The organism is Ruegeria sp. AK4, from assembly GCF_056541025.1.
The window spans coordinates 407,262-422,241 of record NZ_JBQFXS010000001.1; the positions used below are offsets into that span (position 1 = coordinate 407,262).

Here is a 14,980-nt window from a genome sequence, read left to right on the forward strand (position 1 = left end):
GTCGCAGTGTGACAGCCTATCGCAGGCGGGACAGAAAAGCGGTCAGATCGTCGGTGTGGTGGTGGATATGATCGGCCTGATGCGGCTCGGGCGCGACATGCACCGTGCGCATGCCCATTTCGTGCGGGGCGGCCAGATTGCGGGGGTCATCCTCGAACATGGCGGCGGTTTTTGCCTGGATGCCGTCTTTCGCAAAGATCGCCTCGAACGCGGCTTTGGTTGGTTTGGGGCGGTATCCGGCGTGCTCGATGCCGTAGATCGCGTCGAACAGGCCCGACAGTCCGCGCGCCTCCAGCACTCGTTCCGCGTAGGGCGCGCTGCCGTTGGTATAGACGATCCGGCGGCCGGGCAGGGACCGGATGTGATCGGCCAGTTCGGCGTCGGGGTCCATGTGGCTCATGTCCACCTGATGCACGGCGTGCAGATAAGGGTCGGGGTCCAGATCATGCTCGGCCATCAGGCCGGCCAGCGTGGTGCCATATTCGCGCCAATAGTGGGAACGCAGCCGATCCGCCTCGGCCCGGTCGACGCCGATGGCCTGAACCACGTAATCCGTCATCAGCACCTCGATCTGATCGAACAGGCGCATGTGGGGCGGGTAGAGCGTGTTGTCCAGATCGAACACCCATTGGGTGACGTGGCTGAAGGCGGGTTTGACCATGATCCGGGTTTAGGACGCGGCGGACCGGTTTTCAATGGCCCACTTGATTGCAGCCCCTCGTGACGGATAGACATGTCCGGACGAGGAGACATATTACCCCATGCCCCAATCCCGACAGTCCAACAAGGACGCCTATAGCCTGATACTCGAAGCCATCGATGTGGGCGTCTACAAACCCGGCGATCGTCTGGTCGAAAGCGAGCTGGCCGAGCGGTTTGGCGTATCCCGGACTCCGATCCGCGAAGCGCTGCAGCGGCTGGAAACGCAGTCCTTGCTGGAGCGGGACGGAAGGTCGCTGATCGTGGCGTCCCTGGACCACAATCAGATGGCTGAACTTTATGTCGTGCGGCGCGAGCTTGAGGGGCTGGCCGCAAGTCTGGCCGCAAAACACGCCACCGAGGAAGAAATCAAAGTGCTGCAGGACATGGTGGCCGCCGATGACGCGCTGGTCGACGATCCAACGGCGTTGTCGCGGGCCAACCGGCGGTTTCACGAACAGATCCATCTGGCCTCGCACAACCGTTATCTGGTGCAGCAGCTTGACCTTGTGCACCGCACGATGGCGCTGATGGCGACGACCTCGCTGGCCGTACAGGGGCGCGGAGAGATTGCGCAAAGCGAGCATAAGGGCATTGTCGAAGCCATCGCCGCCCGCGACGAAGAAGGGGCGGCGCGCGCGTTGAAAGACCATATCTCGATCGCGTTCATGACCCGTCTGAAACAGGATGCTGTCCGCCGCGAAGGCTAGGGGTCAATGGGTTGGCTGGTCCTCGCCAGCCTGCCCGTGTTGGGTCTTGTCCCAGAAGAACGGTTTGACGGCCAGTTCCCACAGCGCCTTGTAGGCCGCGACCACGCCAAGCGGGTAATACAGGTCCATCGTCGGGACCCATGGCAGCAGAAAGCGCCGCTCGCGCGCGGATACGGCCAAAACGCCGATTGCGGCGTTCAGCCCCTCAGCCCCCAGAAAAAGCCAGATGAGGCTGGTTTGCATCTGGGGCGAGATGACCTGCAGCAAAGGGTTGTGCAGCCCCAGCGCGGTCAGCCAGAACATCCAAAGCACCGGGGCCAGCAGAAACTGGCCAATTGTGCCCAGAAAAAACGCCTGCACCCCGCAGAATTTCCACCAGCCAAGGTCCCTGCACAGCCGCGCAGGATCGCGCATGTGAACTAGATAGGTGACCATGAACCCCTTGAGCCAGCGCGAGCGTTGCTTGACCCAGGGCCAGGCGCGGAAATTGGCCTCTTCATAGGTTGCGGTCCCGACCATCTCGGTCCGGTATCCCACGCGGCTGAGGCGCACGCCCAGATCCGCGTCCTCGGTGACGTTATGTGCGTCCCAGCCGCCAAGCTCCAGCAGCTTGTCGCGGCGGAAGAAAAACGTCGTCCCGCCAAGGGGAACGACCAGACCCAGACGGGCGATGCCCGGAAGGATGATACGGAACCAGCTGTTGTATTCGATGGTGAAGCAGCGGGACCGCCAGTTGGTGCGGGGGTTGTAGTAATCCAGTACGCCTTGCAGGCAGACGACCTCAGGCGGGGCCTGCATGAAATGTTGCACAACGCGTTCGATCTGATCCGGTTGCGGGGCATCTTCGGCATCCCAGACGCCCAGAATATCCCCTCGGCAGAAATCCAGCGCATAGTTCATCGCGCGGAGCTTGGTGGTTAGCCCGTTCAGTTCCGGCACCTCGACCGTGCGAATCCAGTTGGGCAGGTCGACATTGGCCAGCGCGGTTCGGGTGACCTGGTCTTCCTGCTCGAGCACAAGGATGACGTCGAGCAGGGCTTTGGGATATGTGAGTCGCTGAAGCCGTCGGATCAGGGCGCCTGCGATCTCTCGTTCCTTGTAAAGCGGCACCATGATCGAGACGCGGGGCTGCTGCAGTGGGAGGGGGGTGGTGTTTTCCGGCCTTTTGAAAAACAGAAAAGCAAAAGCGCCCGAGATGCGCAAAAAAACAAAGAGGATCAGCGTGGTGACGGCCACAAAGACCAGTAAGGCCAGGCCGATCTTTGGCGCCGCTGAAAGAAGTGCCAACAGCCCGATCAAGCCTAACACAGGCCCGACGCGTGATCGCGCAGACCATGTGCGGCAGCTTTGCGCCTCGTCCACGCGTGTTTCAGCCGCCTGCGCCAGCGGTTGGGAAAAGAGATGCGCAATCGCCCGATCGATCTGGTCCGGCGCGGCCAGAACCGGAATAACGACATAGCCGCAGTCCTGCATCTCGGCCTTAACAGTCGAAAAGCTGTCGGGCCGGGCGGTTGCGATCAGAACCAGAGGTCCGACGCGCATCCATGGAATGACATTATGCTGCAGCCAGAACCCGACCGGCCTCAGATCGCACAGTTCGGGCGATGGTGGGACCTGCTCCAGATCCGCGACCTGCCAGCCGGTCTGTTCGGAAAGCGCGTTCAGAACGTCCTGTCGGCTGACCCGACCTTCGCCAACAAGGATTTCCCCCAGCGGTGCTTTTTGCCGCGACTGCAGTTTTAGCGCGTGATCCAGTTGATCCGGCGAAACCAGCCCTGACTCGAGCAGGCAGGTTCCAAGGGGTTTCCGGTGTCCCGGCGGCTGCACCGGCGCGGCGGACGTAAAATTCTGTAAATTCAGTTCCACCATAAAGAAAACCCTGACGCACTGATCTGGCGTCAGGGTTGATCCATCAAGGTTAACAGCGGGTTAACTTCGACCCGGCAGGGATCAGGCTTGTGCCTTTTTCGCGGCCATAGCGCTGGCAAACCGCTCGAACAGGTAGAAGCTGTCCTGCGGGCCGGGCGATGCTTCGGGGTGGTACTGCACCGAATAGACCGGGCGGTCGGTCATGCGGATACCGCAGTTTGACCCGTCGAACAGCGACCGGTGGGTTTCAACAACGCCATCGGGCAGTGTCTGGGCATCCACAGCAAAGCCATGGTTCATCGAGGTGATCTCGACCTTGCCGGTTTCCATATCCTTGACGGGGTGGTTCGCACCGTGGTGGCCGTGGTTCATCTTGACGGTCTGGCCGCCAAGGGCCAGCGCAAGCATCTGATGGCCAAGGCAAATTCCGAAGACGGGCAGATCGGTCGTGTCCAGAACCTGTTTGATCATCGGCACCGCGTATTCGCCGGTCGCAGCCGGGTCGCCGGGGCCGTTGGATAGGAAAACACCGTCGGGTTCATGCGCCAGAACTTCGGCTGCCGTCGCCGTTGCGGGCAGGACAGTCACGTCACATCCGGCCGAGGCCAGACAGCGCAGGATGTTGCGCTTGGCCCCGAAATCCACCGCAACAACCTTGTGCACAGGCGCTTCCTGCCGCGTGTAGCCATCGGGCCAGGCCCAGCGCATTTCGTCCCAGCGATAGCTTTGGGCGCAGGTGACATCCTTGGCCAGATCCATGCCTTCCAGCCCGGCAAAGCCACGAGCGGCGGCGATCAGGGCGGCGATATCGAAATTCCCCTCCGGATCATGCGCCAGCGCGACATGAGGCGCGCCCTGCTGGCGAATGGCGCGGGTCAGGCGGCGGGTGTCGACACCGCCGATGGCGATGCGCCCACGGCGGGCCAACCAGCCCTTGAGTTCTTCCGTAGAACGCCAGTTCGACGGCTCGGTCGGGTCCCATTTGACGACCATGCCTGCGGCCACCGGATCGCCGGTTTCATCGTCTTCCGGGTTCACGCCGACATTGCCGATATGCGGGAAGGTAAAGGTCACGATCTGCCCCGCGTAGGAGGGATCGGTCATGATCTCCTGATAGCCGGTCATCGCGGTATTGAAGCACAGTTCGGCCACGGTCTGGCCGGTTGCGCCGAAGCCAATGCCATAAAACAGCGTTCCATCGGCCAATGCCAGACATGCGGTGGGCTTGGACGGGGCGTTCTGGGCCATGGCGCGACTCTCCTGCAAGGTAAACCGGCGCATACCTAAGGGGGTTGAGGCCTTGGGTCAAGCCTGATCAAAATTTGTGCTATTGTTACTTTTCAACAGGTTAACAGCTTTCGCCCCCTGTTGTGCCCGCCTTTTTGTTTCGATATGGTCGGGGTTCCTTTGCCATGGGGATGGACAGACCATATGGATATGCGATCACGGGTGAATGCCGCCCTGAAGCAAGCAATGAAAGACAAAGAGGCCGAGCGCCTGTCGACGCTGCGGCTGATCAATGCCGCGATCAAGGACAAGGATATCGCCGCGCGCGCCTCGGACAATGAAGAGGTCAAAGGCTGCGGCGACGCCGAGGTTCTTGAAATCCTTGGAAAAATGACCAAGCAGCGCAAGGAAAGCGCGCGCGCCTATGAAGAGGGGGGGCGGCTGGATCTGGCCGAGCGTGAACTGCGCGAGGTTGAGGTGATCGAGGAATTCCTGCCCAAGCAATTGGATGAAGATGAAGTCGCCAAGGCGATTCAGACCGCCATCACAGCGACCGGCGCGGGCTCGATCCGCGATATGGGCAAGGTCATGGGCGAGTTGAAAACGCGCTATACCGGCCAGATGGATTTCGGCAAGGTCGGGCCGATGGTCAAGGACCACCTCTGCGCGGCTTCAAACGGCTAAAGCGACTGCGCGGCAGGGTCGTGCAGTTTCTGAACCAGGTCGTCATACAGGGTGATGCGCTCATCCTCGGACAGAAACGCGCCAATCTCGACCTCGCGCCCGTCTCCGATCAGGGTGACGTAATGCGGAACGGGTCCGCCTTTTTCGTGCATCTCGGGCCGCGCCCAATAGCGGTTGCAGGACCATTCCTGTTGCTGCCGTCCCGGAGTGTGGTGGACCAGATGCGCCTGCGTGCCGCTGAGCGTCAGCACCTCGAATTCACTGCGGGCGCGATAGTTGGTCTGGATGGCCAGCCACAGGCCCAGAACCGTCAGCAGCAGGAAGGGCAGCAGCCCCCACAGGATCACCGATCCCAGTACCGCCAGCAGGGGGATCAGGCCGAACAGAAACACCGACAGGATCACAATCATCGCCCCGCGTTTGGGCAGCGAGTTGTGTGGCCACAGGCGCAGCTGCTGTTCGGTGTCCGAGGTCTGATTCCATCGATAGGGCATGACGAAAATCTAGCGCAATGACCCTGCGTGTCGAAGTGCAAATGATCAGATGACGTGGCCGACGCGCGCCCAGGACAGGGCATCGTCCAACCGGTCGTCGCCCCAGAAAACCTCTCCGCGCACAACAAGGCTGGGTGCGCCGAATACGCCCAGTTTTGTGGCCTGATCGGTTTCAGCCTCCAGCGCAGAGACGGCTTCAGGACCACGGGCCCGGGCCAGGGTCAGGCGCGGGTCTTGTTGACACCGCAGCAGAGCCTCGGACAGAGCGCTTTCGCTGCCCGCCTCGGTGCCTTCTTCAAACCAGATGCGATAGAGGTTCTGCGTGAATGCCTTGCCCCAGCCATCCGGCATGCCCATCAGCGCCACCTGATTGGCCAGCGCCAGATCGGTGATCGGGTAGGGCGCGGGCAGTTTGGCGTGGATGTGGTATTTGGCAGCGCGACGCTCGATATCGCGCCACATATAGGCGGATTTGACCGGTTTGCCTGCAAAGGGCACGTTTTGCTGTTCAGACATCACGGTGCGCACGTTAAAGGGGCGCCACTGTACCGTTGCATCGTTTTCAGCGCACCAGTCATCCAGCCGCATGATCGTCAGGAAGCTGTAGGTGCTGCCGATGGAATACCAAAAGTCGATTTCGGGCATCTGAACACTCCGGTTTGCCGGATGGTTTGCCCGAACCAGAATAGCCTATTTTTGGCATTCTGGCGACTTGCCCGCTTTTTCAACGCCCGAACCAGCGCTTTTGGCAAAGAAAAACCCCGCCAATTAGGGCGGGGTTTTCCGGGATTTCCGGCGGGATCAGTGCGCGTGGCCCTTGTCCCAGTCTTCCTGCTTGGGCAGCTGCTCGAACGTGTGTTCAGGCGGCGGGGTGGGCAGGGTCCATTCCAGCGTATCCGCGTATTCGTTCCAGGGGTTCGAACGTGTCTCTTTCGCGCCGCGGAACAGGGCGTAGAACACGATGCCGAAGAACAGCAGGAACGAGGCGAAGGACACGAAGGCACCGATCGACGAAACAAAGTTCCACTGGGCGAACGCCTCGGGGTAGTCGATATAGCGGCGCGGCATGCCCTGACGGCCCAGGAAGTGCTGCGGGAAGAAGGTCAGGTTGGCACCGATGAAGAACATCCAGAAGTGGACCTTGCCCCAGAACTCGGAATACTGGCGGCCCGTCATCTTCGAGAAGTAGAAGTAGACCCCGGCAAAGATCGCGAATACGGCACCCAGGCTCATCACGTAGTGGAAGTGCGCCACCACGTAGTAGGTGTCGTGATAGGCGCGGTCGATACCCGCCTGCGACAGAACAACACCGGTCACACCGCCAACGGTGAACAGGAACAGGAAACCGAAGGCGAACAGCATCGGCGTCTTGAACTCGATGGAGCCGCCCCACATGGTCGCGATCCACGAGAACACCTTAACGCCCGTTGGAACCGCAATGACCATCGTGGCCAGCATGAAGTACGCCTGCTGACGCAGCGACATGCCAACGGTGTACATGTGGTGCGCCCATACGACGAAACCCAGCACACCGATCGCGATGATCGCCCAGACCATCGGCAGGTAACCGAAGATCGGTTTGCGCGAGAAGGTGGCGATCACGTGGCTGATGATGCCGAAACCGGGCAGGATCACGATGTACACTTCCGGGTGGCCGAAGAACCACAGGATGTGCTGATACAGGATCGGATCGCCGCCACCGGCCGGATCAAAGAAGGTGAAACCGAAGTTCCGGTCCATCAGCAGCATGGTGATCGCACCCGCCAGAACCGGCAGGGACAGAAGAATCAGCCATGAAGTGACGAAGATCGACCAGCTGAACAGCGGCACCTTGAACAGCGTCATGCCCGGGGCACGCATGTTCAGGAAGGTGGTGATCATGTTGATCGCGCCGAGGATCGAGGAGGCGCCCGATACGTGCACGGCGAAGATCGCAAGGTCCATGGACATGCCACCCTCGGTCGTCGACAGCGGCGGGTAGAGAACCCAACCCACGCCCGAGCCGAGCTGATCGTTGCCGCCCGGAGACAGCAGCGACGCGACGCCCAGCGAGGTACCGGCCACATACAGCCAGAAGGACAGGTTGTTCATCCGCGGGAACGCCATATCCGGCGCGCCGATCTGCAACGGCATGAAATAGTTGCCAAATCCGCCGAAAAGCGCCGGGATGACCACGAAGAACATCATCAGAACACCGTGGTAGGTGATCATCACGTTCCACAGGTGACCGTTCGGGGTACACGGGTCGGCCATGAACCCTTCGAGGCACATGTACTGAACACCGGGGTGCATCAGTTCGAGCCGCATGTAGACGGTCATCGCCACCGAGATGAACCCGGCGATGGCCGAGAAGATCAGGTAGAGAATCCCGATGTCCTTGTGGTTGGTCGACATGAACCAGCGCGTGAAAAAGCTGCGCTGGTCTTCATGATCGTGACCATGAATGGCTGCGTCTGCCATTATAGGTGCCTCCTGTTGCAACTACACCGCGCAGCCAGACCTCTCCGGCGCGCGGGATTCCTGCTGGTTTTAGAATGCGTAGGGGCGACCTTCAATGGTCGAGTTTGATCTGGATCAAGATTAATTGTCGCGGGCAGGGGGCTGCCGCGCGATTTCCGGGCCTTGATCCAGCCCTATCTGGCTATTCCGGCCCTGAATTCAAGAGGGGCAATGCCGACATCCGCCTTGACCCCCGCAAGGCCGCGCCGCAGAACTGGTCCGAACACCCGAAATCCGGAGATCACCTATGGCCGCCTACGACCCCGAGAACATCTTCGCCAAGATCCTGCGCGGAGAAATCCCGTCGACCCGCATCTACGAGGATGACGACACGCTGGCCTTCATGGACATAATGCCGCGCACCGATGGCCATCTGCTGGTGATCCCCAAAACGCCCTGCCGCAACGTGCTGGACGCGACGCCCGAACAGCTTTCTGCCGTCATGGCGACCGTCCAAAAACTGGCGAGGGCCGCGAAAGAGGCGTTCGGTGCCGACGGCATAACCATCCAGCAGTTCAACGAAGCCGCCGGCGGGCAAGAGGTGTTTCACCTGCACTTCCACGTTCTGCCACGTCACGAGGGCGTTTCGATGCGTCCGCCGGGCAATATGGGGGATTTCGACCTGATCGCGGAACATGCCGAAAAGATCAAAGCGGCTTTGGCGTGACCCCGGAATGAGAATTGCCGTTCCGATTTTGGGTCGGAACGGCAGACTCGTACCAAACACTATACGGATTTCTCGGGGGCAGGCCCCGGTCCACCGGTTAACATACCACTCACTCAAGATTGGCAATTTCATATTAAGAGATTTGCGCCGCTCTGTATTCAACCAACGCGCGTTTTGGTTAAAATTGGTCGAAAACCTGCGGGGATGCCGGTCAATTGTTATCGTGACGGGAAACAGACAATCTCAGCGCGCAGAATTGTTGTTGCCCTGAATATCTCAATGCGATTCGAGTCGGTCGGGATCAGGCATCGGCGTGCTCGAAGACCTCGGCAAAGGTTTTCTGCAGAGCGGCGTCAAGATCCGCCATGGTAACCGGCAACCCCAGATCTACCAGAGAGGTCACGCCGTATTCACTGATCCCGCAGGGGACGATCCCGGTGAAATGGTCCAGATCCGGTTCCACATTGACCGATATTCCGTGGAAGCTGACCCATTTGCGCAGGCGCAGCCCGATGGCGGCGATCTTGTCTTCGGCTGGTTTGCCGCTGATCGTCCTGGGCTTATCGTCCCGGCGCACCCAGACGCCCACGCGCCCGTCGCGGATTTCTCCATTCACATTGAACTCACCTAGCGCCGCGATGACCCAGTTTTCCAACTGCTTGACGAACCGGCGTACATCGCGCCCGCGTTTGTTCAGGTTCAGCATGACATAGGCAACTCGCTGGCCGGGGCCGTGATAGGTGTATTCGCCTCCGCGCTGGCTTTCATAGACGGGAAACCGGTCGGGGTCTGTCAGGTCTTCGATCTTGGCCGAGGTCCCGGCCGTATATAGCGGCGGATGTTCCAGTAGCCAGACGCATTCATCGGCCTCACCCGCCGCGATTGCGGCAACGCGCGCCTCCATAAAGGCGACCGCATCTTCATAGCTGGTCAGACCGTCGGTGATTTTCCATTCCATGGGGGCCTCATACCGTGCGGGGCCGGCGGGGGAAAGAGGTCAGGCGGCCTCGGTTTGGCAGCGCTGCAGGACCTGGCTGTAGGTCTCGGTCCTCTGCGCTCCGGTCAGCAGGTATTTCCCGGCAAAGACCATTGACGGCACGCCCGAGATCCCCCGGCTGGTCCAGAACTGCTGTTTCTCACGCACCGGAGCAGCGTGTTGCCCCGAGTCCAACGCCACCCGCGCTGCGTCCGGGTCCAGCCCTGCGGCTTCCACGGCGGTCAGCAGAACCTCGGGGTCCGAGACATCCTGCTGCTCGGTGAAATAAGCGTCGAACAGCGCCAGCTTCAAGGGATGTTGCTGGCCTTGCGTTTCCGCCCAATCCAGCATTTGGTGCGCCGAAAAAGTGTTCACGATCCGACTTTCATCATTGAAATTGAAGGTAAACCCCAGTTCTGCGCCCAATGCTGTCAGCCGGTCACGGGCTTGCTGGCTTTGCGCTGCGGTCGAGCCGTATTTTTCGGCAATATGCTCGCGCAGGTTCTGCCCTTCGGGCGGCATGTTCGGGTTCAAAGCAAAGGGATGCCACCTGAGCCGCGCCAGCTGGCCCTGTTCCTGCAGGGCCAGATCAAGCTGCCGGAACCCGACGATGCACCAGGGGCAAACGACGTCGGATACGATGTCGATCTGGATGGCGGGACGGGGGTCGGGTGTGGACATTCGTTGTTCCTGTCAGATGAGCGCGTCTTGGATATGCCCCAAAATATGAACGCAGGCCGGGAATTTAAACCACTGTGTTTTTGCCTCTTCACATCACCTGCGCCAGCGTCTATACGCGCCTCTACCAAGCCAATGGCAGTGCGGTCGTGGCGGAATTGGTAGACGCGCAGCGTTGAGGTCGCTGTGGGGTAACACCCGTGGAAGTTCGAGTCTTCTCGACCGCACCAGAACTTACTTGATCAGTTGGTTTTGGGTCATATAAATAAGGGCAATCAGCATTTTCTGAGTGTGTCGCATAACGCAAACAACACACACGGACAGCACACAATGGCCTTTGAAATGACCGTCAAGTACGTAGACCAAATCAGTGACACTCAATGGCGTTTCCGCAGAAGGTGGCCCAAGAGGGTTCGAGAAATTCTTGGAGAGAACGCTTACCAGAAGCACATTAAGGCCCGCGACGGGGCGGCTTTTCAGCGCGAGTACCAGTTTCACCTGAGGAATTTTGACACGATTGTTGAGGATACCCTAAGGCGGCACCCTGAAGTTGACACTAGGTCGGCCACTCAGAAGTTCATCGACGCCCAGCGCCTAGCAGAGCAATACATGGAAGGTGTCCAAGGGTTGGACCCCGAAGATAGCTGGACCCGTGGCGTAGTAGGGCACGGTCTGGCTGCCCGTGGAGAGGCCCCTGAAGTTGTCGCTGCTGTTCTGAACCCTAATCGGGAAGCCCCGAAGCCGACGCTGGCTGAGATGCGGGACACCTACGCCAAGGACAAGGGGCTGGCCGATGATCGGAAGGCGATGGTAAGAATTGACCGCACCTTCGGTCGGCTGAGCGATGCCTTGGGAAAGTCTTTGGAAGATGTGACGATAGAGAGTATCGACCGCCAGACCGCGCGCAGTTTCATGGACCATCTGCTGGGTCTCAAGAAAGCCAATGGACAACCTCTGGCCCTCAAGTCGTGTCAGCGTGAGGTGATCATAGTGGCCGCTGCCTACAACCATGCCGTCAGGGAATTGGAAATACCTTCAGAGCGAAACCATTTCGAGCGCCTGCCGTGGCCTAAAGAACAAGTTAGCTCACTTGATAAGAACGTCCCGCTACCAGACAGCGTTGCCGATGCCGTACAGACGACCCTAGAGGGCGGCAGGAGCAAAGACCTTCCTGATATGTGGCGAGTGCTGAAAGGTACTGGAATGCGACTAGGTGAAGCCTGTGGTCTGCGCATTAGCGACGTTGACCTTACCGGGGAAACCCCATCTATCCTGATCACCCCAAACGAAATCAACGGCATCAAGAACAGCAACAGTGACAGATACGTTCCAATAGCCTCAGACAGCCTCAGGGAATCCCTCAGGGCGCGTGTAGAGGGGCGCAAGGGAGACCAGCCTCTGTTCCCATCTTATGGCCGTGACGGCGGCCCTACGGCTGCCTCTGCGGCATTGATGAAGGCGGTCAGAAAGAACACTGACGACAAGCGCATGAAGGTCCACGGGCTGCGCCACAGGGCAAGCGATAAGCTGAGAGATGCCGGGGCACCTGTAGAGGTCCGTCACGGGTATTTAGGGCATTCCGCTCAATCGGTTGCCGAGAATACCTATGGTGGACGTGAGGCGCGGCTTAGAGAGTTCGCTAGGTGGGGCGTGAAGGCTGGGCTTTAGTTTGCTTGCCTTCGTGAGGAAATCTCAGGGGGTCGCATTTGGGCGGCCCTTTTGCACGCGCTAAAATTTTAGTGGTTCCAGCAGCCTTGAAGTTAGACTCTATTGAGAACTCTCCATTGCATTTCTCAAGATCACAGCCGTTTGCGTGTGGTTTTTCTGCTCCGAAAAAGACAGAGCAGACGAACCCGAGGGTGTTTCAAGGTGAGGGCTTGCCCCGCCTTCGAGAAGGACCACCACGGTATCTTCATAGCCGCTCTCAGCAGCTAGCATAAGTGCTGTAACCCCATCTTCTCGTTGCAAGTCTGGATCAGCCCCACTCGCTAGCAATAGTTCAGCGCTTCTTGTGTTTCCCTCTTGTGCGGCGTGCATCAGAGCTGTCATTTCCAGTTCGTCTTTAAGCCCGGTCGTTGCACCTCTGTTGAGTAACAGTTCTACAACGTCATCATGTCCTCGTTGTGCGGCGATCAGCAAAGCGTTGATCCCAATCTCGGTTGCGACGTCCGGGTCCGCTCCGAAGTCTAACAGCGCCTCTACGGTATTGCTGTGGCCCTTAAGCGAGCCAAGCATAAGTGCAGTCAAACCGTTCTGTAGTCGCAACTCATGGTTTGCCCCTTTCTGTAAGAGGGCTTTGACTACCTCCGGGTAGCCGTTTTGGGCTGATAACATAAGAGCCGACGCCCCGTTGTGGCCTATTATGTTTGGGTCTGCGCCTTTTTCTAGGAGAAGTGCTACGACCTCTTGTCGGCCATCACCAGCAGCCAAAATAAGTGAGGTTTGCCCTTTCAAAGCAGTTTGATTTACATTTGCGCCGCTGTTTATCAACGCTTCTACAGCGGCAAGCTTGCCAAGTTCCGCAGCAACCATCAGCGCGGTAGCACCGTCCGCGCCAGCTAGGTTTGGGTCTGCTCCAAAATCCAATAACGCTGCCACGGTTTCAGCGCTTGAAAGAGAGGCAAGTAATATCGCAGTTTTGCCTTCCTTATCTTGTAGATTAAGCGTCGCGCCTTTTCGGAGTAACGCAGTTACGATGTCCGGCCTTCCAATTTCAGAGGCAACCATCATTGCTGTTGCGCCGTCAGGACCCATTAAGTCAGGGGATGCGTCATTCGCTAGAAGCACTTCAACAACACTCAAATGTCCATTTCTGGCCGCAAGCATTAGGGGAGAGATGCCTTGCCTATCTTGAAGATCGGGACTTGCTCCATTCGCAATTAGTTCGACAACTACGTCTTGCTTCCCGCTTTGCGCCGCGAGTGCAAGCGCTGTACCACCGTCGTCTCTTTGATTGTTTGCTTCCGCACCAAACGCCAGAAGGGTTGTGACCGCTTCCAAGTGACCATTTTCGGCGGCATACATAAGCGCTGTAACACCAGTATCTCTCCCGAGATCAACTGTAGCGCCACCTTCCAGAAGAAGCTGAAGAGTTTCAACGTGACCGATTTCGGCCGCGTACATTAAAGCCGCTAGTCCGTTCTTTGGTTTCTGTAAGTCGGGGCGCGCACCTCTTCCTAAGAGTTCCTTGACAATCTCGGCGTTCCCGAATTTCGATGCGAACATTAAAGGTGTTGAGCCAGTCGCACCCTGCCAATTCACATCAGCTCCACTTTCGATCAGGTCGATAAGTACCTGCCGATCGTCTTTGTGTGCCGCTTTCAGCAGGCCATCACCAAAGTAATAGTCATCAAGCGATGCAATAGCCGCACAGTAGTGCTTTGGGTCGAGCGAATCTGTATTGAGGCCCATGTAGTCAAGTAGGTCTGGAACTTTGTCTGGGTCGCATGTTGGAGCTTTCGCCATCACTTTCCCAGCAAAGGGCAGAACAAGCGTCGCCGATATCAGCGCGACTAGAAGGCGACGAACGGTATCCGGCAATGTCAACAAAAATCCCCCAGTGGATTGCTGTTGCGATGGGTTCACGTTGTATGAAATTAACCGCATAAGACTGCCTCCCAAGGGCGAGAGTACTCTATTTGGTCGCTTGTATGTAGTATTGGGATTGTCAACGAAGAGATGGCCGAACGGTGAACCTCGCTAAGCAGCAAGTGCTATCTCAAAGCTGTACGGAGAGATGAACTCTCCTGCCGGTCAATTTTGGCTATAAAAATAAGGGGCTTTAGGCCAACTTCCCGTTAGACAAAAGATTTAGTACAGTCCCCTCTTAAGAGGCACCATCAGGGGACACTCAAGGGTCGCATTCGCTCCGAAAGACCAATTGAGGATTGATGATAGCTTGCCATCACTTCCTGATGATACTTCATCATCATGTTCGCAAGAACAGGTAAGTCTGCACCTTAGGGTTAGCATCTGATAGGACACCTGAATTATTCAGGCATACCATCAGGTGACCTTAAGCTTATGAGCTACAGGGTGGGTGCGAAGTAGCAAATTCATTGGCCGCGACCGGTTTTGACACCAGTGCGTGCTACCGACTAGCTCGCGCAACTTTGCCGCCGTTCGTCTTGTGGCAATTGAGGCCGCTTGACGGGTGTATGACACATCACACCTGAGCCTGCAGCTACCCGACGCGCAGATGGATTTGCAGGCGGGCAAACCAGCGTACCTTCAGCAGACACCTAAGCCACCACCTCAGGCACCCATCAGGTCCCCGTAATATAACACCTTTCAGTATCACGTTTAGTGATCGACCTGCGACCTTTCGTTAGTCATCGTGAAGTCACGCCATCAGGTATCGCGCAGTGGACGGTGTAGGTGCACCTTCAAGCCATGACGACGGGGGTGGCTTGAGGGCTGACGCTATGCGAACAAAGCAGTAGTCCGGTGAAGGCCGGGTCAATGCAGCGGCTCCCCT

13 protein-coding genes and 1 tRNA gene are annotated in these 14,980 nt (G+C 58.4%); 5 read left to right on the top strand and 9 right to left on the bottom strand.

The genetic code is table 11. The features are described 5' to 3' along the window. Positions 1-16: 16 nt before the first annotated feature. Positions 17-661, bottom strand: coding sequence for a pyrimidine 5'-nucleotidase (locus ACR0EZ_RS01795; RefSeq protein WP_480610154.1), 645 nt, complete (start codon positions 659-661; stop codon positions 17-19). Positions 662-761: 100 nt separating this feature from the next. Between ACR0EZ_RS01795 and ACR0EZ_RS01800 the strand changes: the two genes are divergently transcribed. Beyond that, positions 762-1,409: a GntR family transcriptional regulator gene (locus tag ACR0EZ_RS01800; protein ID WP_480610156.1), complete on the top strand. Its 648-nt coding sequence runs from the start codon at positions 762-764 to the stop codon at positions 1,407-1,409. A 3-nt stretch (positions 1,410-1,412) separates the two neighbouring features. Here ACR0EZ_RS01800 and ACR0EZ_RS01805 read toward each other — a convergent pair whose 3' ends face one another. Continuing rightward, on the bottom strand, positions 1,413-3,278 hold the full coding sequence (locus ACR0EZ_RS01805) for a glycosyltransferase (RefSeq protein WP_480610157.1): 1,866 nt from the start codon (positions 3,276-3,278) through the stop codon (positions 1,413-1,415). Positions 3,279-3,359: 81 nt separating this feature from the next. Continuing rightward, positions 3,360-4,526, bottom strand: coding sequence for a glutamine-hydrolyzing carbamoyl-phosphate synthase small subunit (gene carA / locus ACR0EZ_RS01810; protein WP_480610159.1), 1,167 nt, complete (start codon positions 4,524-4,526; stop codon positions 3,360-3,362). A 183-nt stretch (positions 4,527-4,709) separates the two neighbouring features. On the opposite strand from carA, the gene ACR0EZ_RS01815 reads away from it, so the two are divergent. Beyond that, complete coding sequence (locus ACR0EZ_RS01815; protein ID WP_480610161.1) at positions 4,710-5,189, top strand: GatB/YqeY domain-containing protein; 480 nt, start codon at positions 4,710-4,712, stop codon at positions 5,187-5,189. Here the strand turns inward: ACR0EZ_RS01815 and ACR0EZ_RS01820 are convergent. From ACR0EZ_RS01820 to ctaD, 3 genes are all read right to left on the bottom strand, one after another. Then, positions 5,186-5,683, bottom strand: a complete 498-nt coding sequence (locus tag ACR0EZ_RS01820) for a DUF2244 domain-containing protein (protein ID WP_480610163.1) — start codon at positions 5,681-5,683, stop codon at positions 5,186-5,188. The two genes, ACR0EZ_RS01815 and ACR0EZ_RS01820, sit on opposite strands and share 4 nt — an antisense overlap. Positions 5,684-5,728: 45 nt before the next feature. Further along, on the bottom strand, positions 5,729-6,328 hold the full coding sequence (locus ACR0EZ_RS01825) for a DsbA family protein (RefSeq protein ID WP_480610165.1): 600 nt from the start codon (positions 6,326-6,328) through the stop codon (positions 5,729-5,731). A gap of 156 nt (positions 6,329-6,484) precedes the next feature. Further along, positions 6,485-8,143 carry a cytochrome c oxidase subunit I gene (ctaD, locus tag ACR0EZ_RS01830; RefSeq protein ID WP_480610167.1) on the bottom strand — a complete coding sequence of 553 codons (1,659 nt, stop codon included), beginning with the start codon at positions 8,141-8,143 and terminating at the stop codon, positions 6,485-6,487. Positions 8,144-8,429: 286 nt separating this feature from the next. On the opposite strand from ctaD, the gene ACR0EZ_RS01835 reads away from it, so the two are divergent. Then, the gene (locus ACR0EZ_RS01835; RefSeq protein ID WP_480610169.1) at positions 8,430-8,849 is read left to right on the top strand and encodes an HIT family protein; all 420 of its coding nucleotides are present in this window, start codon (positions 8,430-8,432) and stop codon (positions 8,847-8,849) included. Between the two features lie 301 nt (positions 8,850-9,150). Here ACR0EZ_RS01835 and lipB read toward each other — a convergent pair whose 3' ends face one another. Together lipB and ACR0EZ_RS01845 are read right to left on the bottom strand one after the other, a co-directional pair. After that, positions 9,151-9,807, bottom strand: a complete 657-nt coding sequence (lipB, locus tag ACR0EZ_RS01840) for a lipoyl(octanoyl) transferase LipB (protein ID WP_480610171.1) — start codon at positions 9,805-9,807, stop codon at positions 9,151-9,153. Between the two features lie 39 nt (positions 9,808-9,846). After that, on the bottom strand, positions 9,847-10,506 hold the full coding sequence (locus tag ACR0EZ_RS01845; RefSeq protein WP_480610172.1) for a DsbA family oxidoreductase: 660 nt from the start codon (positions 10,504-10,506) through the stop codon (positions 9,847-9,849). A gap of 140 nt (positions 10,507-10,646) precedes the next feature. Between ACR0EZ_RS01845 and ACR0EZ_RS01850 the strand changes: the two genes are divergently transcribed. Both ACR0EZ_RS01850 and ACR0EZ_RS01855 read left to right on the top strand, forming a co-directional pair. Next, a tRNA-Leu gene (locus tag ACR0EZ_RS01850) sits at positions 10,647-10,733 on the top strand. 100 nt (positions 10,734-10,833) lie between these two features. Next, on the top strand, positions 10,834-12,171 hold the full coding sequence (locus ACR0EZ_RS01855; protein WP_480610174.1) for a tyrosine-type recombinase/integrase: 1,338 nt from the start codon (positions 10,834-10,836) through the stop codon (positions 12,169-12,171). 99 nt (positions 12,172-12,270) lie between these two features. Here ACR0EZ_RS01855 and ACR0EZ_RS01860 read toward each other — a convergent pair whose 3' ends face one another. Next, on the bottom strand, positions 12,271-14,109 hold the full coding sequence (locus ACR0EZ_RS01860) for an ankyrin repeat domain-containing protein (protein ID WP_480610176.1): 1,839 nt from the start codon (positions 14,107-14,109) through the stop codon (positions 12,271-12,273). Between the last annotated feature and the right edge of the window lie 871 nt (positions 14,110-14,980).